This window comes from Halorubrum tibetense, assembly GCF_055396225.1.
Genome location: NZ_AP043742.1, coordinates 1,215,844 through 1,235,202, shown reverse-complemented (window position 1 = coordinate 1,235,202; position 19,359 = coordinate 1,215,844). Strand labels below are relative to the sequence as shown.

Annotated in this window: 19 protein-coding genes; 5 read left to right on the top strand and 14 right to left on the bottom strand. The window is 66.0% G+C overall.

Annotation, left to right across the window (positions count from 1 at the left end; genetic code table 11):
- Positions 1 to 3: 3 nt before the first annotated feature.
- Positions 4 to 432 (bottom strand): metal-dependent transcriptional regulator, encoded by a 429-nt coding sequence (locus ACZ5TV_RS06260; RefSeq protein WP_379779340.1) that lies wholly within the window; start codon positions 430 to 432, stop codon positions 4 to 6.
- Between the two features lie 46 nt (positions 433 to 478).
- Positions 479 to 964, bottom strand: a complete 486-nt coding sequence (locus tag ACZ5TV_RS06255; RefSeq protein WP_379779362.1) for a ferritin family protein — start codon at positions 962 to 964, stop codon at positions 479 to 481.
- A gap of 334 nt (positions 965 to 1,298) precedes the next feature.
- On the opposite strand from ACZ5TV_RS06255, the gene ACZ5TV_RS06250 reads away from it, so the two are divergent.
- Entirely contained in the window at positions 1,299 to 1,742 is a 444-nt protein-coding gene (locus ACZ5TV_RS06250) for a hypothetical protein (protein ID WP_379779342.1), read from the top strand.
- Between the two features lie 141 nt (positions 1,743 to 1,883).
- Here ACZ5TV_RS06250 and sufD read toward each other — a convergent pair whose 3' ends face one another.
- The 4 genes from sufD to ACZ5TV_RS06230 all read right to left on the bottom strand — a co-directional run bounded on the left by sufD (position 1,884) and on the right by ACZ5TV_RS06230 (position 8,421).
- Positions 1,884 to 3,098, bottom strand: a complete 1,215-nt coding sequence (gene sufD, locus ACZ5TV_RS06245; protein ID WP_379779344.1) for a Fe-S cluster assembly protein SufD — start codon at positions 3,096 to 3,098, stop codon at positions 1,884 to 1,886.
- A gap of 1 nt (position 3,099) precedes the next feature.
- On the bottom strand, positions 3,100 to 4,527 hold the full coding sequence (gene sufB / locus ACZ5TV_RS06240; protein WP_379779346.1) for a Fe-S cluster assembly protein SufB: 1,428 nt from the start codon (positions 4,525 to 4,527) through the stop codon (positions 3,100 to 3,102).
- Between the two features lie 52 nt (positions 4,528 to 4,579).
- Positions 4,580 to 5,500: an ABC transporter ATP-binding protein gene (locus ACZ5TV_RS06235; RefSeq protein WP_379779348.1), complete on the bottom strand. Its 921-nt coding sequence runs from the start codon at positions 5,498 to 5,500 to the stop codon at positions 4,580 to 4,582.
- A 125-nt stretch (positions 5,501 to 5,625) separates the two neighbouring features.
- Entirely contained in the window at positions 5,626 to 8,421 is a 2,796-nt protein-coding gene (locus ACZ5TV_RS06230; RefSeq protein ID WP_379779350.1) for a DNA-directed DNA polymerase, read from the bottom strand.
- Between the two features lie 161 nt (positions 8,422 to 8,582).
- On the opposite strand from ACZ5TV_RS06230, the gene ACZ5TV_RS06225 reads away from it, so the two are divergent.
- From ACZ5TV_RS06225 to ACZ5TV_RS06215, 3 genes are all read left to right on the top strand, one after another.
- Complete coding sequence (locus tag ACZ5TV_RS06225) at positions 8,583 to 8,750, top strand: DUF7331 family protein (RefSeq protein WP_379779352.1); 168 nt, start codon at positions 8,583 to 8,585, stop codon at positions 8,748 to 8,750.
- 90 nt (positions 8,751 to 8,840) lie between these two features.
- Complete coding sequence (locus tag ACZ5TV_RS06220) at positions 8,841 to 9,299, top strand: DUF7322 domain-containing protein (protein WP_379779354.1); 459 nt, start codon at positions 8,841 to 8,843, stop codon at positions 9,297 to 9,299.
- 26 nt (positions 9,300 to 9,325) lie between these two features.
- Positions 9,326 to 9,775 (top strand): DUF7346 family protein, encoded by a 450-nt coding sequence (locus tag ACZ5TV_RS06215; RefSeq protein ID WP_379779356.1) that lies wholly within the window; start codon positions 9,326 to 9,328, stop codon positions 9,773 to 9,775.
- Positions 9,776 to 10,146: 371 nt separating this feature from the next.
- On the opposite strand, the gene ACZ5TV_RS06210 is transcribed toward ACZ5TV_RS06215, so the two are convergent.
- From ACZ5TV_RS06210 to ACZ5TV_RS06195, 4 genes are all read right to left on the bottom strand, one after another.
- On the bottom strand, positions 10,147 to 12,927 hold the full coding sequence (locus tag ACZ5TV_RS06210) for a DNA double-strand break repair ATPase Rad50 (protein ID WP_464384249.1): 2,781 nt from the start codon (positions 12,925 to 12,927) through the stop codon (positions 10,147 to 10,149).
- Positions 12,924 to 14,267, bottom strand: a complete 1,344-nt coding sequence (gene mre11 / locus ACZ5TV_RS06205) for a DNA double-strand break repair protein Mre11 (RefSeq protein ID WP_379782356.1) — start codon at positions 14,265 to 14,267, stop codon at positions 12,924 to 12,926. Before mre11 ends, ACZ5TV_RS06210 begins: the two co-directional genes overlap by 4 nt.
- 26 nt (positions 14,268 to 14,293) lie before the next feature.
- Complete coding sequence (locus tag ACZ5TV_RS06200) at positions 14,294 to 14,641, bottom strand: hypothetical protein (RefSeq protein ID WP_379782358.1); 348 nt, start codon at positions 14,639 to 14,641, stop codon at positions 14,294 to 14,296.
- A gap of 77 nt (positions 14,642 to 14,718) precedes the next feature.
- Positions 14,719 to 14,979 carry a MarR family transcriptional regulator gene (locus ACZ5TV_RS06195; RefSeq protein ID WP_379782360.1) on the bottom strand — a complete coding sequence of 87 codons (261 nt, stop codon included), beginning with the start codon at positions 14,977 to 14,979 and terminating at the stop codon, positions 14,719 to 14,721.
- A 139-nt stretch (positions 14,980 to 15,118) separates the two neighbouring features.
- On the opposite strand from ACZ5TV_RS06195, the gene pan1 reads away from it, so the two are divergent.
- Positions 15,119 to 16,336 (top strand): proteasome-activating nucleotidase Pan1, encoded by a 1,218-nt coding sequence (gene pan1 / locus ACZ5TV_RS06190; protein WP_464384248.1) that lies wholly within the window; start codon positions 15,119 to 15,121, stop codon positions 16,334 to 16,336.
- A 93-nt stretch (positions 16,337 to 16,429) separates the two neighbouring features.
- Here pan1 and ACZ5TV_RS06185 read toward each other — a convergent pair whose 3' ends face one another.
- The 4 genes from ACZ5TV_RS06185 to ACZ5TV_RS06170 all read right to left on the bottom strand — a co-directional run bounded on the left by ACZ5TV_RS06185 (position 16,430) and on the right by ACZ5TV_RS06170 (position 19,316).
- Positions 16,430 to 16,558 carry a hypothetical protein gene (locus tag ACZ5TV_RS06185; RefSeq protein WP_379782362.1) on the bottom strand — a complete coding sequence of 43 codons (129 nt, stop codon included), beginning with the start codon at positions 16,556 to 16,558 and terminating at the stop codon, positions 16,430 to 16,432.
- A gap of 79 nt (positions 16,559 to 16,637) precedes the next feature.
- Positions 16,638 to 17,813, bottom strand: coding sequence for a DHH family phosphoesterase (locus ACZ5TV_RS06180; protein WP_379782365.1), 1,176 nt, complete (start codon positions 17,811 to 17,813; stop codon positions 16,638 to 16,640).
- Positions 17,814 to 17,889: 76 nt separating this feature from the next.
- Positions 17,890 to 18,861, bottom strand: a complete 972-nt coding sequence (locus tag ACZ5TV_RS06175) for an NAD-dependent epimerase/dehydratase family protein (RefSeq protein ID WP_379782367.1) — start codon at positions 18,859 to 18,861, stop codon at positions 17,890 to 17,892.
- Complete coding sequence (locus ACZ5TV_RS06170; RefSeq protein WP_379782369.1) at positions 18,858 to 19,316, bottom strand: DUF5791 family protein; 459 nt, start codon at positions 19,314 to 19,316, stop codon at positions 18,858 to 18,860. Before ACZ5TV_RS06170 ends, ACZ5TV_RS06175 begins: the two co-directional genes overlap by 4 nt.
- Positions 19,317 to 19,359 lie beyond the last annotated feature (43 nt).

The window sequence follows — 19,359 nt, the reverse complement described above, 5'->3', positions numbered from 1 at the left end:
GGTCTATTCGGTCGTCGAGGTCAGTTCCAGACACGCACACGCGTCGGTCTCCGGGTCGAAGCAGTCCGGACACTCCGGCTTCCGGTCGATGATCGTGTCCAGCCGCTCGGCAACGGTGCCGTCGATCACCGCCTCCAACTCCCGAGCCTCCGCGCGGAACTCCTCGACGGCGAGGACGTTCGCGAGGAACCGCTCGATGATACAGTACGTCTGTAACGCCTCTCGGGCGCGGACGATGCCGTCGTCGGTGAGTCGAACCCCCTTGTACTTCTCGTGTTCGGCGAGCCCACGCGATTCGAGCTTGCCGATCATCTCGTTGGCGCTCGCCGGGCTCACGTCGAGGGCATCCGCGACCGCCCCGGTCGACGCCGGCCCGTCGGCCGCCTGCTGGATGACGTATATGGTCTTCAAATACTGATCTGCGGTGTTCACGGCTCCCCTCCGTCGCTGCCGCTCTCCGGCGGCACTCTCGTGACGTTCATCGTCGTTCCATGACCTCCGTGACCTCACGTACCCCGTCCGACTCCTCCTCGCGGATCGCTCGTAGGGTGTCCAACAGCTCCTCGCGGTCGATCGAGAACTCCGCGTCCGACTCGGTTATCGCCTCGATGAGGTCGTCGTAGAACTTGTAGGCGGTCTCCTCGTTGCACAACTGGTCGTACAACACGCCGTCGAAATCCTCCGGCCGGGTCCGACCGTATCTGGCGTCAACGAGCGACTCGATCTCGTCGAACGGAACGCTCTCGACCCCGAGTCCGTCGATCAGCGCCTCTAGCCGTTCGCGGTGCTCCGCGGACTCCTCGGCGGCGCCTTCGAGCAGCGCCGCAACCTCCTCGTCGAGCTCCTCGTCGAGGCTCCGGTAGTGGTGATACGCTCGCGCCTCGACGACCTCCTCCAACACGATCCCGATCTGGAGCAGGCGCGCGAGCTGGTCGTCGGTCGTCACTCGCTGACCAACGCTCACCGCGACCACCCGGTCGATACGCCCGTTCGCATACGACACGAACTCGGAGCCTGGCCGACTTAAGATGTTCCTTCGACTGTAGTGGGCGCGTGGGTGGCCCGTCGCGTGTCGTGAGCCGTGCGCAGTGGGGAGCGCGTCGCGTGTCGTGAGCCGTGCGCGGTGAGGGGTGTCGTCCGAGGCGTGGGTCTCCCCCCGATTACGGTCTGTGCCCGTTCGATCCGAGCTCAGCTCGCGTTAATTCGCGGTGATCCAGGTAATACGTCGCTGAAATCGTCGAAAACCGGGTTCAGTGCGTCCCCGTATTAACACCTCTCGGCCGATAGGAAGGGACGCGATGAACGCGAACACAGTTGTAACGGTCGCACTCGCGGTGACCGTTTTGATCGGTGGGGTAGCGGCGGTCGGCGCCGCATCCCCCGCGGACGCACAGGCAAACGACAACGCGACGGCGGCCGACGAGAACGCGCCGGACGACACGCCCGCGAACGAGAACGAGAACGCGAGCGACGAGCCCGATGACGCCGCCCCCGACGGACAGGGGAACGCCGATGACGAAGCCGCAGGCGACCGTGGCCCGCCGAGCAGCCTCCCCGAACAGGTGCCCGAGCACGTCAGCCAGATCCACGAGCAGGTCCACGAGTTCATCGGCGGTGAGCTCGACGACCTCGGCGACGCGGTGAGCGATGTCGTGTCCGACGAAGACGTTGACGGCGAGAACACCGACGAAGACGTTGACGGCGAGAACACCGACGACGAGGAGGAAGACGCTGACGCATAACGACCGATTCACGCACCTTTACACGCTTTCCTCGTAGCTTCGGTCTTTTCTCGCCCGGGGCCGACCCACGTACTTACGACCGGCAGCCGGCGCTGCTTGCTACCGGAGTCGCTGAAAGAACCGAAAAACGCAGCGGGCGAGCTACTGCAGGCGTTTCAACACGAGCTCCTCGACGTCGTCGCGGAACTCGTCGACCGCGATCTCCTCTAACACCGGCACGAAGAAGCCCTCAACGAGCATGTTCCGTGCGGTTCGCGAGTCGATCGTGCGACTCTCCAGGTAGAACAGGTCCTCCGCGTCGACCTGTCCGACGGTGGCGGAGTGGGACGCCTCCGTGTCGTGGTTGTGGATGATGAGCTTCGGCGACGCGTCGGCCTCGGCGTCGTCCGAGAGCATCAGCGTGTTCTCCCGCTGGTAGCTCGACGTGCTCCACGCATCCTCGCCGACGTCCTGAACCCCCTCGTACACGGAGCGGGCGACGTCGTCGAGCACGCCGCGGGTGACGAGGTCAGCCGTCGTGTGCTCGCCCTCGTGCCAGACGCGGGCGTTGATGTCGAAGTGCTGGTCCTCGGTGCCGAAGAACGTCCCGACGATCTGGCTCTCGGAGCCGTCGCCGGCGAGCTCGGTCTCGACGTCCGACCGGGTGAGCTTCGAGCCGAAATTGCTCTCGATCCAGTCGATCGTCGCGTACGTGTCCGTGCGTCCGCGCTTCAGCGCGTACGTGTAGGTGTCGTCGTCCAGGTTCTGGAGGGACCCGAACTGAACGGAGGCGTTCTCGCCGCCGACGACCTCCACGAGGTTCGAGAAGTAGCGGTCGCCGCTCACGTCGCTCTCGCCCGACTCGATCGATTCGAGGATCGTCACCGACGACGACTCCTCGGCGACGACGAGCGTCTGGCTGAACAGCGAGCGGGAGTTCATCTCCGCGCGCACCGTCACGTCTTCGACGTCGACGCCCTCGGGGACGTAGACGAACGTACCCGTGGTGAAAAGCGCCACCGACAGCGCCGTGAGGTAGTTGTGCTCGGGGTCGAGCACGCTGCCGAAGTTCGACTCGAGCACGTCGCCGTACTCGTCGAACGCCTCGGTGAACGGTAACACGACGACGTCGTCATCGCCGCCGGCGCGCTCAGTCGTGTCCGACTGATTCAGCGGGTCGACGAGCGCCTCGAAGTCCAGCGCCTCGAGGTCCGTCCAGCGCCGCCCGGGCGTCTGGATGACGTCCGGCAGCTCCGCCGTCTCCAACGCCGAGAGCGCGTTCAGGCGGGTTTCTAAGAGCCACTCGGGCTCGTCACGTTCCTCCGCGATGCGCCGCACCGTGTCCTCCGAGAGGCTCTGTATTGCTTGCGTGCTCATGTTATCCGAGCGAGCCCTCCATTTCGAGCTCGACGAGCCGGTTGAGCTCGACGGCGTACTCGATGGGCAGCTCTTCCGTGATGGGCTCGATGAAGCCCGAAACGATCATCTGCTTCGCGTCGTCGTCGTCGAGACCGCGGGACTGGAGGTAGAAGATGTCTTCGTCGCCGATCTTGCCGACGGTCGCCTCGTGGGCGACGTCCACCTTCGACTCGTTGATCTCCATGTACGGCATGGTGTCCGAGGTGGACTTGTTGTCGAACATCAGCGCGTCACACTCGACCGCGGTCGAGGAGTTCTCCGCGCCGTCCGCGATGTGGACGAGCCCGCGGTAGTTGGTGCGGCCGCCGTCCTTCGCGATCGACTTCGACTCGATCGTGGACTTGGTTTCGGGCGCGTTGTGATACACTTTCGCGCCCGTGTCGATGTCCTGGCCCTCGCCGGCGAACGCGATGGTGATGTGGTTGTCCGACGCGCCGCGGCCCTTGAGGATCGTCGAGGGGTACAGCATCGTCGCCTTCGACCCCATCGAGCCGGATATCCACTCCATCCGGCCGCCCTTCTCGGCGATGGCTCGTTTGGTGTTCAGGTTGTACGTGTTCTTCGACCAGTTCTGCACCGTCGAGTACTGGACGTGGGCATCCTCGCCGACGAACACTTCGACACCGCCGGAGTGGAGGTTGAACGCCGAGTACTTCGGTGCGGAACAGCCCTCGATGTAGTGGACCTCCGAGCCCTCCTCGGCGATGATGAGCGTGTGCTCGAACTGGCCCATCCCCTCGGAGTTCATCCGGAAGTACGCCTGGATCGGCATCTCGACCGTCGTGTCCTCGGGGACGTAGACGAACGAGCCGCCGGACCAGATCGCCCCGTGGAGCGCCGCGAACTTGTTGTCGCTCGGGGGGACGGCCTTGGTCATGAAGTACTCCTTGACGAGCTCTTCGTGTTCCTGGACGGCCTTGTCCATGTCACAGAAGATCACGCCCTTCTCCTCCCACTGCTCCTGCATGTTCTGATAGACGATCTCGGACTCGTACTGCGCGCCGACGCCCGAGAGCGCGTTCTTCTCCGCCTCGGGGATGCCGAGCTTGTCGAACGTGTCCTTGATCTCGTCTGGGAGGTCGGTCCAGTCGTCGACGCCGCCACGGACCTCGACGTCCGGCCGGATGTAGGGAACGATCTCGTCGATGTCGATCTCGCTGAGATCGGGTGCTTCGGGCCAGTCGGTGGGCATCGGCATCGCCTGGAACTGTTCGAGTGCGCGCAGGCGACGCTCCAGCATCCACTCCGGCTCGTCTTTGTCCTCCGAGATGACGCGGACCGTCTCCTCGGTGAGGCCCTTCTCGCTTTTGAAGGCGGATTTCTCCTCCTTCTTGAACTCGAAGCGAGCCTCGGTGTCGGTCTCCTTCAGGTGGTCTTGTGAACTCATGTCGTTAGCTTTCGTTTCCGGTTGTATAGGGTTGTTGCGTAATCACGTGTCGTTACGCGGCTTCGAACGCGTCCTCGCGAACCCAGTCGTACCCCTCGTCCTCGAGCTTCTCGGCCAGCTCCGCGCCGCCGCTCTTGGCGATCTCGCCGTCGAGCATGACGTGGACGTGGTCCGGTTCGACGTAGTCCAGGATCCGCTGGTAGTGGGTGATCTGGAGGACGCCCGTGCCCTGCTCGTCGCGGAGCGCGTTGATCCCCTTCGAGACGTCCTGGAGGCGGTCGATGTCGAGCCCCGAGTCGATCTCGTCGAGGACGGCGATGACGGGTTCGAGCATCGCGGCTTGGAGGACCTCGTTCTGTTTCTTCTCACCGCCGGAGAACCCGGCGTTGAGGTACCGCTGCATGAACTTCTCGTCCATGTCGAGCAGCTCCATCTTCTCGGAGAGGATCTCTTGGAACTCCGCGACGCCGATCTCGCCGTCGTCCGCGGGGCCCTCCATGGGGGAGGTGTCGTAGCCGGTGTCGTCGGCCTCCGACTCCGCCGCTTCCTCTTCTTCGTCCTCGAACAGCTCCTCACGCTCCTCGGCCTTGGCGTTGAGCGCCTGTCGGAGGAAGCTCGTCATCGTGACACCCTCGATTTCCGCGGGGTACTGGAAGCCGAGGAAGATACCCAGCGCCGCGCGCTCGTTCGGTTCCATCTCCAGGAGCTCCCAGTGATAGTCCTCGTCGTCGAGCGTCGCCTCGATGTCCGCTAGGTCCGCGTCTTCGAGGTGAAGGGTGACGCTCCCGCCGGTGACCTCGTAGGCCGGGTGGCCAGCGATCACTTTTGCCAACGTGGACTTGCCGGAGCCGTTCGGTCCCATGAGCGCGTGGATCTCGCCGGAATCGACTTCGAGGTCGACGCCCCGAAGGATCCGTTCTCCGCCCTCTTCCGCTACCCGTGCGTGTAGGTCGCTGATCTCGAGAGTTGCCATTTGTAGGGTTGAGCCTCGTACCGAAACAGTGGGGGTTCCAGCGGTTAATGGTTACGCATTTACCCGTTCAAAATCACGAATAGTAGAATAATTCTTTCGACGATCGAAAACCGAGTTCTCGTTTCTTACATGAACGACCCGAGCCCCGTCTGTTCCTGTCCCGTTTTGACCTCCTCCCAAGAGGTCCCTAAGGCCTCTATGACCCGCTCGATCGGGCCTTTCAGGGTCTTATCGAGCATCTTCTCCCAGTCGATCTCGAACTCTTCCGGGATCTGATCGGCGTACTCGAAGCAGATCACGTCCGGATCCCGTTTGAACTCCCCGTATAATCCCCCGCGCTGCGGGTCAAGTCCGCGTTCGGACTCCATCCGCTCCCAGAAGTCGGGGTGGACTTTCTTGAGGTAGAGTCGTTTCGGCTTCGAACCGCTGCCGAAGTTCGTTCCCAACAGCTCGTTCGCGTACTGTGCGCCCCTGACCTGTGCGGTCGGCGTCTCGTACGCGTCGAGCCGTTTGCCGATCCCCCCGGGGATCCCGACCTCTTCGACGCTGAGCTCGCCCGCGAGGAAGTCGTCGATCACGTCCGTGAGGTACGTCTCGATCGCTTCGAGGTCCTCGTCGATGTCGTCGCCGGTAACGATCGTCTCGATCACGTGCTGTTGGACCTCCTTCGTGATCTGTGCGATGTCCGAGCGCTTGTACTCGAACCCGGTGATGTCGATGTCGTCGACGTCTTTCCCCTCCTTCCAGATGATGTGGCCCGCGTACCGTTTCTTCTTACCGGCCTGGAAGAACCGGCGGTACAGCTTCTCGAACTCGATCTGGAACCGGTGGTCCTCGGCGTTCAACCGGTCGTGCGCGAAGTCGTCGTAGCGGTCGTTGATGTGGTCTTCTATCTCGAAGGAGGCGTCGATGGCATCTTTCTTCTCTAACTCCCCTAGTGAAAGCATAACTGAGTCAGTGTCCCCGTACGTCACTTCGTACCCGATCTCCGCCGTCACGTCCGCGGTGAAGTCGATCACTTCACGGTTCGTCGACGTGACGCCGGCGCTCATCTCGCGATCGTACAGGCGGAACCGGTCCCAGCCGAACACGCCGTACAGGCTGTTCATCAGCACCTTCACCGCTCCCTGCTGTCGGTCGTACTGTTCGTACGCCTCGGTCCCGGGGTCGTGTTCGTTCCGGAGCGCTTTCTTCTCCTCGCGCTCGTCGAGGAGCTCGTTCACCATCTCCCGGATGATACCGTCGGGCTCCTTCCGGAAGTGGACCCCCGTCGGCGTCCGGTACGTCTCGCCGTCGTACTCCGCCGGATCGACTTTGGTCTCCGGGGACGCGTTGATCGTCACCATCGACATGGGGTATAACGACTTCAGATCCAGCACGCTCACCATCTCACGAACCCCGGAGATCGGGTCGAACACCGCACCCCCCTCGAACTCCTCGGCTTCCTGCTGCCCCTTCGAGGGGAGCGCGAAGTTCCCGTACGCCATGTGGAGCACGTACATATCCACCGCGTCGCCCGGCGTCGTCGCGTCCTCGAGCTTACAGCCGACGATCTTCCGGGCGTCGTCCCAGAAGGCGATCACGTCCTGTGCCCGGTCGATCTCGACACAGAGCTCGACGTCGCGGATGCTGTACTCCAACAGCCGCTCGGGGTCCTGCTCCCAGAGGTCGCCGATGTCGCCGGCGTACCGCTCCTTGCCGACGCCGAGCTCGCGCTCGCCGACCGCGTCGAGGCGGTACGACTCCAGCTCCGTGAACATCGTTCGCTTGTACGCGTACAGCAGGTCGAAGACGACCCGCCCCTTGATGTCGGGGCCGCCCCACCCCGAACGCCACACCTCACCGATCCGAGAGAGCCGATCGACCGAGAGGTCGTACTGGCTCTCGTCGTCCAGCTCCTCCATCCGATCGAGGAGATACGGCGCGTCGAAGTCCTCGAAGTTCCAACCCGTTAGCACGTCCGGGTCGCTCTCGTCCAGGTACTCGACGAACGCGTCGAGCATCGCGTCCTCCGCCTCGAACGTTTCAACGCGGAAATCGAGCACTACGCCGTCGTCGTCACTCTCCACGATCCCCTCGTAGTCGGGGAGGTCTTCCGGCGGGGGCACCGTCGCTTCGGGCGCGTCGTACAGCCAGACCACGTACTCGTCGTCGTAGGAATCGTGGCTCGTGAGACAGATGATCGGCTCCTCGCCGTCCTCCGGGAACCCCCGCCGGTCGTCGACCTCGATGTCGAAGGTGTTCACCCGCATCTCGGCGTCGACGTCGGCGGGTTCGAGGTGCCCCTCGTGGACCTGGATCGTCTCCTCGTCGTCGAGCCGACGCTCCTCGACCCGTATCCCGCCGTTGAGCCCGTTATCGATCAGGAACCGGTTCGGGAAGAGGATGTCCGCCTCGAAAGTGGTCGCGAAGTCGTCGCGGATGTTCCCGACGTCGCGAGGCGTCCGCGTGACGATCCGAGTGAGCGGCTCGCCGCGGATGCTCTCGTAGGCGTTGCCGTCGGGGTCCGACTCCCGGGTGCCGATGACCACGTCGTACTCCTCGACGGGGTCGATGTCGAGCTCGGCGGTCGGCACGTAGAAGTACGGTTCGACGCCCAGCACCCGGAGATGCTCGACGGTGTCGTGGTCGGTGTCCCCGCTGACGTTCTCCGCCGGTCGTCGACCGAACACGTGGACGACCGGATACTCGTCGCTCCCGTACCCTTCGACGGCGTAATCGATCTGGGTGATCATCAGCTCGACCGTACCGGTCGAGTCCGGGAACTTCGCCTCGTCGACGTCGATCACGTCGCTGACGCGTCCGCCACCGGAACCGGTGACGACCCTCGCCTCCTCGGCGGCGAGGTCGTCGCGGTCGGTGCCGCCGTCGTCGTCCGCGTCACCGGCCGACGAAAAATCCGTGAGCCCCGACTGAGTCATACCGTGACTTCGGCGTACCCGGCTAAAAAACTCGGCGTTCGGCCGACGATGCGAGCGGAGGTTCCGGTCACCGAAGACGATTCTATCGGGCCACGATCCCCGGGGCGGCGAAACGACCCGCCACGGAAAGGCATATATTGTGTCACGACTTACCACGGTCTATGCCCTCGAACCCGAACGGGGAACACGGGACGCACCGCACGGGTAGCGACGCCGACGCCGAGGTGGAGGCGTACGAGGACGACGGCAACGTGGTGCTTTTCGACGCGAAAAATCCGCTCGCGTGGGTCGAGGCGAGCCGAACCGTCCGACTCGCCGACGCGGCCTGATCCCTCCGGTCGGACCGATTGTCCGTTCGCCCGCGTTTCCGGCGGAAACCGGGACACAACTCCTTTGACCCGGCGCGGCGTAGCACGGCCGTGTTCCCCTTCGACGAGGAAAACGAGGGCGAGGTGTCTTTCGGCGAGAGCTCCGACGCGGAGCGGAAGATGACGCCGGAGGCACCCAAAGCCCCCTCCGTCAAGACGTTCGACGAGGGCGGCGACTTCGACGCCGCCGGCGACGTCGACAAGCACACGCTCCGTGCGTTCGTCGTCGCCGTGATCTACGCGAACGTCGCGCTGCTCTTCGTCTTTCTCGGCCCGATGGTGTGGTTCTTCGAGGGATGGGACCGGTTGGGCCCCGCCCTGCTCGTCGTCGGTGTGCTCGCCGGGATCCGAACGTATCAGACGTATCGTGCATGGGACCGGGCGCGTGAGGAAGACGACGAGTCGGACCCCGGACCCGAGTCCGACCCGCTTCCCACCGACACGGGCACCAGCGACGGGGACTCGGATCCCGACCCCAGCGACAGGGACACCGACCGCCCGGAACGGTAATCCCTTCGGAGGACCTTCTCACCCGCATGCAGACGGTTCGCGACGCCGACGGCGACACGTACCTCCTCGTGAAGCGGTCCGACGACTCGAGCCGAGTCCGTGACCCGGAGACGGGCGACGAGCGGTACGTCGCGAACGCGGATCTGGAGGTCGTCGACGGCGAGTCACCACTGGCCACGGCGGCGCGCGGCGTGCCGGCCCCCGTTCGACGAGTCGTCCGGTCGGTCCACGACGATCGGTCACTCGGGCTGCTCGTCGAACTCGTCGACGCCGGACCGCTGTCGGCCGTCGAGGTCATGGCGTACGACATGTGCGAGTCCGACGTTCACGGCCGACTCGCGGAGTTCCGCGTCGCGGGACTGATCGAGGAGGCCGACGTCGCGGGACGGCGCGGATATGCGGCGACGCCCGCCGCCGAGGACGCGGTCCGACTGTTACGCGGCGGGGCGGTCGCCGCCGACGCACACGAGTCGTGAGCGAACGGCGCGAGGACCAGCCTCCCCCGGAAGCATCTCCAGCCACGGATGGGCGAGACGGGGGCCAGTGATGACCGACGCTCGACCGCGGAACCGCTTATAAACAGCGGCCGGACTCTCGTGATCCCGGATACACAACCGCCCGAACGAGCGTCGAGGACAACGCCCCAGCTGGGGCCTATGGCGGGAGCGTCGGTGCTGTTCGTCCTCGTTCCTGGTCTGACGTTCCACACCCGGGTTCGGGCACTTATGTACTGTGTCGTTGGCGGCGGTGGCTCGTCCGCCGCCGGCGTGCCGGGCGCTATCGGCGCGCCGGACGCCGACGTGTCCACGTCCGCCGTTCGGGCGTCCACCACTCATCCGTCTCCCGCTCAATCGTCGGCGAGCGACGCGACGTCGAGTCCCGCCGCGTCCTCGCGGGTGACCGTCGACCGGTTCGTTCGGGGGTCCTTCTCGACGGTGACGAGCTGGTCGGCGGCCCCGACGAGCTCGTCGTCGTGGCTGACGATGAGGATCTGTCTGACGCCGAATCCGCGCATCTCCTCGACGAGGTCGACGAGCCGCGAGACGTGTCCGGAGTCGAGGAACACCGTCGGCTCGTCTAAGATCAGCGGCGGCGTCGGCGCGGCCCCCTCGATCCCTTCCGCGAGCAGCCGGTAGATCGCACAGCGCAACGAGAGGTTGAACAGCGCCCGCTCGCCGCCGGAGAGCTGCTCGGGTTCGAGCGCCTCGCCATCTTTCTGGTACACCGTCAGCGCGTACTGGCCGTCCAGTTCGATGTGCGAGTAGGCGTCGTTGCCGTACACCAGCTCGAACGTCTCGTTGAGCGTCCGCTCTAACTCGCGGACGTTTCGCTGGCGCAGCTCCGCACGCAGCTCCCCGTAGGTCGCCTCCAGCTCGGCGGTTTCCTCGTGGAGCGACTCCAGGGAGTCGACGGTGGCCGCGAGCGACGACCGCTCCTCGCGAAGCGCCTCCAACCCCTCGATTTCGCCGCGCACGCCGCCGATCGCGTTCTGAAGCTCGGTCCGCTTCTCGGCCAACTCCTCGAGCTCCTCGTCGACCCGTTCGAGGTACGCCTCGGCCTCCCGTTTCCGCTCTTTTGCCGTCTCGATCGCCTCCTCGTCGACCGCCTCCCGAAGCGTGTCTCGCCGCTCCCGCTTGTCGGCGAGCCGGTCCCGACGCTCGTCGTTTACGGCTTCGAGGTTCTCGCGCTGTTCCCGGTGTCGCTCGATCCGGTCTTCGAGCTCGGCTATCGACTCCAGCCGCTCCTCGACCGCGTCCACGGCCTCCCGGGCGGTATCGATCTCATCGAGCTCCGACTCCAGCTCCGTTACCGCCGCCGCGGCCGCCTCGGCCTCCTCGCGCTTCCCCTCGGCGACCTCGCGCGTCTCGTCCGCACGCTCCTTGAGCCCGGCGGCACGATCGCGCTCCTCCGCCGCTGCTTCCCGTTTCTCGGCCGCTTCCGCCCGCTTCTCTTCCACCCGCTCGCGTAGCATCTCGGCGGTCCCGTCGATCTCGTCGAGCCGCTCGGCCGCCTCGACCAGCTCGTCGAGCGTCGCGATCCGGTCGTCGAGCGTTTCCTCCCGCTCTCGGGCCCCGGACAGCGACGACGCCAACTCCGCAACGCGCTCGCGGTCCTCGTCGATCCCCGTCGCGTGCGGCGACTCCTCCACGGGCTGTCCGCACTCCGGGCACTTCCCCGCCGCGAGCAGTTCCTCGGCCTCTGCCACCCGCTCCCGGGCGTTCTTCAGCTCCGCGGACAGCTCCGCGATCCGTTCACGCAGCTCGCCTCGTCGCTCCCGGAGCGTCTCCCGTCGCTCGGCGACGGTCTCCGGCGTGACGCTCACGGGTGAGAACGCGTCGGCGTCTCCGTTGCTATTGCCCCTATCGCCATCGTCTCTGTCGCTGCTCGGACTCCCCTCCGGATCGTCCGCCGCGTCCGCCTCGAAGCGTGCGCGCAACGTCTCGGCCTCCTCGCGGAGCTCCTCGATGGATGCCTCCCGTTCGTCAGCCTCGGATTCCGCCTCGTCCGCCTCGTCCGCGAGTCGATCCGCCTCGGATCCGGCCTCCGCCGCCCGTTCGGCGAGGTCGTCCGCCTTCCCAGCCAGGTTCGTCGCCTGGTTTCGGAACGCCTCGGCTGCCACCCGCCGGTCGTCGAGCGTCTCGCGGACCTCGGCTTCGCGGTCGGCCAGCGTCGACCGGCGATCCGCGATCGCTGCCGCCGTCGGGGCGTCGAGCCCGGCGGCCTCGACGGCGTTGTCGACCGCGGCCTCCCGCTCGTCGATCCGCTCGCGTACCTCCCGGACCGCCTCTAGGTGCTCTTCGCGCTCCCGCTCCGTCTCGCGGATCGACTCCTCGATCGACTCGATCGTCGACTCGACGGTCGCCAGCTCGGAGCGTTTCTCCTCGTACGTTGCGAGCGTCTCGGCGGCCTCCGACCGCGTCTCCGTCGCTTGTTCGCGCTGGGTCTCGTAGTGGTCGACCTGATCGTCGAGCTCCGACAGCTCGCTCTCGAGCCCGTTGAGCCGGTCGTGGAGCCCCTTCTCTTCTTTCTCTTCGATGCGTTTCTCCTTCTCCTCTAACACTGCCCGTTTGGCGTTCAACACGTCCTCGACGCCGAGGCGGGCGTCCCCGGCGCGCTCGCGGTACTCTTCTAGCGTCCCGAGCTGGAGGAGGTCGTCGATGACGTCCTGTCGCTGGCTCGGGCTGGCGTTGATGAGTGCGTTCACTTCCCCCTGTCGGACGTACGCACAGTTGACGAACGCGTCGGCATCCATTCGGAGGAGCTCGGTGACGAACCGGCGCACCGCGGTCGCACCGTCCCGGGTTACGTCGCTCCCCGCGGTCGCCTCGAGGGTACAGTCGTGGTCGACCCGGTCGTCGTACGCTCGCAACCGGCGAGAGACGTGGTACGACACGCCGTCGTGGGTGAACCAGAGGTCGACTTCCGTCTCCTCCTCGCCGTTCGTGATCACGTCGTCGAGGGTACCGTCGAGCGCCTTCGAGCCATACAGCGCGAAGAAGCACGCCTCCAGCAACGAGGACTTCCCGCTGCCGTTGATCCCGTGGATGACCGTGACGCCTTCCGTCAACTGGAGGTCGGCGTCACCGTACGGTTTGAAGTTCGAGAGCCGGATCCGGTCGAACCTCATAGGTAGTCCTCCATCGACACCTGGCCGTCGGCGCCCGGGGCGGATTCATCCCGCTCCGCCGTCGACTCCGTCCCGTCGTCCGCTCCTGTCTCACCCGTGTGCGTCCCATCCGTGTCGGGTTCCGCGTGCTTACCGGCGTCGGGTTCCGCGTGCTTACCGGCGTCGGGTTCCGCGTCCTCGTCACTCTCGTCCCCGTCGGACATCGAGTCCTCGGCCGGCTCGAACGCTCCCGGATCGTCGAGTCGCTCCTCGACCGCCGACTTCACCGTCTCCCGGACGTTCGCGTCGGCGACGCCGTCGTCACGAACCGTCGCATCGACGTCGAGTGCGGCGGTCGACAGGCCCATCCTCTCGATCCGCTCACGAACCGCGTCCTCGGGATCGGCGAAGCTCACGTCGACCGCCTCGTCCGTCTCGACCGTTCGTCTGTCGGTGACGCGGGCGATCAGCGCGCCCGCGTCAGCCGCGAACTCCTCGACGGCCGCCGGGGTGATCGGGTCGCCGTCGCCGGTCACTTCGACGAGCACCACGGCGTCCGCGAGGTCGTGTTGTCGGACCTGCTCGCGGACGCGAGCCTCCCCCTCTCCCTCGCCGAGCTCGACGCTCACGAAGACGAACTCGCGGGTGTCGAGCGCGCGTCGCCGGATCTCGATGCGGTCGTCGCCCGCCGCGGCGGCCTCGTCGAACCGAACGAGGTTGTAGCCGCGTCCCTCCCGTTCGCTCGCGCTCGCGCGTTCCGTCGACCCCGGGTACGTCACCCACGTGTCGGCGACCGTCGCCCGATCGGGTTTGTGGTTGTCGCCGAGGAGCATCGCGTCGAACGCCACGTCGCTCTCGGTCAGCACCGTCTCGGTGTCCCAGTCGGCGTGTGCGAACGGCTCGAACAGTCCGTGGGCGACAAGCGCCGCGTAGTCGGCGTCGTGCGGCTCGAACGCGTATTCCAGCTCGTCGCGGCGCGAGACGGGGACGTGGTCGAGCCCGTAGAACGCGGTGTCACCGACCGTCACCGGCTCGTCGTCGAGCCGTGTCGCGAGCCCCAACCGCTCGAAGAGGTCGAGCCACTGTCCCCCGCGGGTCGACTCGTGGTTCCCCACCACCGCGAGGAAGGGGATCCCGGCGTCGTCGAGTCGGCGGAGGACGGTGATCGTCCCCATCAGGTCGGGGAGCTCCGGGCGACGGTCGTGAAAGAGGTCGCCCGCGTGGACGACGGCGTCGACGTCGCCGTCGATCGCGTCGTCGACGACGGCTCCGAACGCGTCGAGAAAGTCCTGGCGTCTGACCGGCGAGTGGTACTGCTGGTACCCGATGTGGGTGTCGCCGGTGTGGATCACCCGTGTCATCGCTCCACGATTGGCCCGTATCGGGTTTAGGGGTTCCGGGGCGGTGTCGGATCCGTCGTCGCCGCCTCTCCTGGCGTCGTTGTCGCCGTCGACGTAACGGTCGCCGTCTCCCTCGTCGCCGCCCGAAACCGCCGGTACGACTCGAGCGCCACGCGGCCACGCTCGGCGAGATCGACGCGCCCGTGCCGCTCCGCGTCCCTGATCGCCTCGTCGAGCCGATCGAGCCCGACGGCCTCGACGAACCCGGCCGCCCGCTGGAGATCGTCTCGTGCGGCGTCGGCCTCGTCGATAACGGCCGCGTACGGCCGCCTCGCGGTGTCGGTTCGCGTCGCTAGCGCCGAAAGGGCCCGCTTGACGTCGTCGGTCGAGACCACACGCTCCCTGGCGCGGTATCGGATTTATACTCTCGGCCGCCCCGATCCGAGACCGTCCCCGTGCTCACCCACCGGGCTCACACCGACAGCGAGTAGAGTCGCTTGCGGGCGTCGGTAAACGAAAAGCGCGAGTCGACCGCGTCCTCCTCCTCCAGCCGCGAGAGCGCGTACCGGACGGTTCGTGGCGGGAGCAGCGTCTCCTCGGCGAGCTCGCTCTGGGTCAGCGTGTCGTTGTAATCGAGGACCTTCGCGACGAGCTTCGCGCTCGGCGGGAGGTCGCGTACCCCTTCCCACCGGTCCGTGACGTCGTCGGCGGCGACTGCGTCCGTAGTGCTCATACGTGTCCTCCAGTAGTTCATGCCGTTAAATAATATTTACTATCCGTTCTAATTACTTTGGAGCATAAATATGGCTTTTTCGTGTGCATCGGTTTCCCCACCCGAAGCCTCTTATCCGCGAGACGCCTTGCTTGACGTAATGAGTGACACCGTCGACGACGTCGATATGCCCTACGATGAGGGGTCGGCGACGAGACAGGAAAAGATCGAGACCCTCCAAGACCGGCTAGAGGTGCTCGAGTCCCAGAACGAGGAGATGCGCGACAAGCTCCTCGACGCGAACGCGGAGAACAACAAGTACCAGCAGAAGCTCGAGCGGCTCACCCACGAGAACAAGAAGCTCAAACAGTCGCCGCTGTTCGTAGCGACCGTCCAAGAGATAACCGAGGACGGTGCCGTGATCAAACAGCACGGTAACAACCAGGAGGCGTTAACCGAGATCACGGACGAGATGCGCGAGACGCTCGATCCGGACGATCGGGTGGCGGTCAACAACTCGCTGTCGGTCGTCAAGAAGCTGGAGAAGGAGACGGATGTCCGTGCTCGGGTGATGCAGGTGGAGCACTCGCCCGACGTCACGTACGCCGACATCGGCGGGCTCGAAGACCAGATGCAGGAGGTCCGCGAGACCGTCGAGATGCCGCTCGAACACCCCGACATGTTCGAGGATGTCGGGATCACGCCACCGAGCGGTGTGCTCCTGTACGGTCCGCCGGGGACGGGGAAGACGATGCTGGCGAAGGCGGTCGCTAACGAGACCGACGCGACGTTCATCAAGATGGCCGGCTCCGAGCTCGTCCACAAGTTCATCGGCGAGGGCGCGAAGCTCGTCCGCGACCTGTTCGAGGTCGCCCGCGAGAACCAGCCCGCGGTGATCTTCATCGACGAGATCGACGCCATCGCCTCGAAACGGACCGACTCGAAGACCTCCGGCGACGCCGAGGTCCAGCGGACGATGATGCAGCTGCTCAGCGAGATGGACGGGTTCGACGAGCGCGGCGAGGTCCGGATCATCGCCGCGACCAACCGGTTCGATATGCTCGACCCCGCCATCCTCCGTCCCGGCCGCTTCGACCGCCTCATCGAGGTCCCCAAACCCGACACCGCCGGCCGGGAGATCATCTTCCAGATCCACACCCGCAACATGAACCTCGCCGACGGCATCGACTTCGAGCAGCTCGCCGAGAACGTGCCGGACGCCTCCGGTGCCGATATCAAGGCGATCTGCACCGAAGCCGGGATGTTCGCCATCCGCGACGACCGGACGCAGGTCACCCTCTCCGACTTCCTCGAGGCGCACGAGAAGCTCAAACAGGACGACGCGAGCGACGCCGACGACTCGCTGGCGTTCGCCTGATCCGCACTGCCCTGCCTCACTCCGCTTCGCGTCTTTCCTTCCCGTTCTCTTCCCGCTTCCACATCCGTTTCCACCCGGTCGACGCCCGATTCGCTACAACGCGCTGAGGACCAAGTACGGCAATAAAAAGAACCCGATGAGTATCAGCCCGGTCGCGAGGACGTATCCGAGCCCGACCCCCACCAGCGTCCGCCAGCTGTCGTCGACCGATCCGAACTCCATACCGCCCGATCGACGGGTTTCGTCTTAACCGTTGGGTCGACAACGATTCGGTCGACGCTCGTCCCGCGCGTCCCGCCGATCAGACGTCGCCGGCCATCGCCCGGAACAGGTCGTTCGAGAGGGTGTCACGGTCGACCGTTTCGAGCGCCTCCTCCCCGGTCGGTTCGATTTCCGGTGTTATCGTGCCGCCACCCATCCGCGAGTGCCCGCCGCCGTTGCCGTTCTCGACCTCGGAGAGCACGGCGTCGATGGCGTTCCCCATGTGAACGCGGTCGTCGCGGGACCGTCCCGAGAGGTGTACCGTCCCGTCGCGCTCACCGATGACGACGACGGCGCTTATCCCCTCCAGCTGGATCAGCTCGTCGGCGGCCTGCGGGATGGCGTCCACGTTGTTCACCCCGCCGACGTCGGCCACCGCGAACGACCCCTCGATCTGTCTCCCGGCTATCGCCCGTGCTTTCACCTCCAGTACTTCCGCGTCAACGGCGGGGTTCGCGATCCGGTCGAGCTGGTCCTGGTCGACGCCGGGGTACACGTACGCCGCGGCGGCGAAGTCCGGCTCGCTCGCGCCGACGGTCAGGTGTTTCGTGTCCGCCAGGATCCCGTACAGGAGACCGGTGGCGGCCCGTGTCGACAGAGCGAAGTCGCCGTCGGTCTCGCTCGCGTGTCTGTCCGGCGGCACCGGAACAGCTCCGTTGTCGTCGAAGTACTCCGCCACGATAGAGGCGGTCGCGCCGTAGTCGGTCCGAACATCCGTGAACTCGTCGCCGGCACCGTCTCCCGGGTGGTGATCGACGACCGCCGTCGGCAACACCCCGTCCGCGCCGCCGAATCCCCGTGGCTCGTTGTGATCGACGAGCACGACGGTCTCCGCGGCGAGGTCGCTGACGTGGTCGATCCGATCCAGTTCGAGGTCGAGGACGGTTCGGAACGCCCGGTTCTCCTGATGTCGGATCTGTCCGGGGTACTGAACGGTCGCTCCTACGTCCAGCTGGTCGGCGAGCGACGCGATCCCGACTGCGGCCGCCATCGCATCCGGATCCGGGTTCGGATGCATGAGGACGGTGACCTCTTCCTCGTCGGCCAGCAGTCGACGGAACGAGACACCCGGTGGCCGACGGGCGCGGAGAAGTGCGTACGTGCTCGCGACGACGGCGACTGCCGCCAACACCGCCACGGCGGTCAGCTCCGGGTTCTCACGGACGAACGTCTCCGCGCCGGAGAGCGTTTCGCTCACCGTCCCTAATGACCACATACGTCAGACGGCACTCGCCGCCGATACATCAAGGTTCGTGGATACTTCGACCGACCGATACCTGTAGAATACCGTTTCAGACCTTCTCTGTCCCGTGATCCGCACGGAACGCGGTGATCGCGTCCCGATACCCCTCGCGGTACGTGGGATACGCGAACTCGTAGCCGAGCGCCCGGAGTCGGTCGTTGGAGCATCGCTTGCTCGTCCGGATCCGTCGCCGGGCGGCCGCCGAGAGGTCGCCGTCGGCGATCCGCTCGTCCTTCGAGCGTTTCTCGGGCCGGGTGACGCCACACTCGTCGGCGAGCCAGTCGGCGAACGCGTGTTTGTCGACCGGCTCGTCGTCGACGACGACGACGGGCTCTCCCCGCGCTCGGTCGGTCTCGAGGAGGTGTCGTATCGCGCCCGCCGCGTCCGCACGGTGGACCATGTTGAGATAGCCGGCCGTGACGGGACCGTCGATGTAGCGTCGTAAGCGATACCGGTCCGGGCCGTACAACCCCGCGAACCGGGCGACGGTCCCGTCGATCCCGTGATCCGCCGCCTCCGACAGCGCGACCTCCTCGGCGGTCGCGAGCACTCGCGTCTTCTCCGTCGTCGGATCGATCGGCGTCCCTTCGTCGACCCGCTCGCCCCCGTGGTCGCCGTACACACCGGTCGAAGAGGTGTACACCAGCCGGCCCGGCGGTGCGGCACGGCTCCCGTACTCCTCGACAACGTTCCGGAGCCCGTCGACGTACACCGCCCGAGCCGCGTCCGCACCCCGGCCGCCGGAGCTGGCGGCGAAGACGACGGCGTCCGCATCCGGAAGCGCCGGGAGCGTCCCCGGCTCCGTCACATCTCCTCTAACCGCGTCGATGGAGCCGATCGCTCCGCTCGTGCCGCCTGTCGACTCATCCCCCACAGATCCGTCGACCGCCTCCCCGACCGCCTCGACCGCTTCCAGCCCACGGTCCGATCGGCGGACGCCAGTCACGTCGTGGCCCCGAGCCACGAGCTGCTCGGCGAGTTCGAGCCCGACGTAGCCGCAGCCGACGACGACGATCCTCATGGCTTTCGACCCTCGATGACGGCCATGACCTGCGCGAGCTGTTCGAGTGTCATCGCGGCGCGGCCCTCCAACACCTGTTGAACCTCCTGTCCGGTGAGGTCGGCGTCGATCGATGCCGCGATCGTGTCGACGTCGAGCACCGCCGTTACCATTCCCATGAGGAGGTGATCGCGGAGCTCGGCGACCATCGGGTCCGGCTCGCGATCGTTCGCCGCCGCGAGGACGGACACTCCCTCCTCAAGCGTGAGGTCACCCACGTTTCCGGTGGCGGTCGCGTCGACTGTCTCCTCGTCTAGCGACGTCTCCGCGACCACTCGGTCGCGACCCGCCGCGTCGATCGCGTCCGCGAGCGCCGCCTCGAACGCCGCCAACAACGCCGCAGCCTCGATCGTCCCGTCGCTGTCGTCGTCCGACCTCCCGGTCACGTCCGACTCGTCGACGATCTCGTGAAACATACCGTCGATCGGTGGTCCCGTCTCAAAACGCCACCGGTCAGGG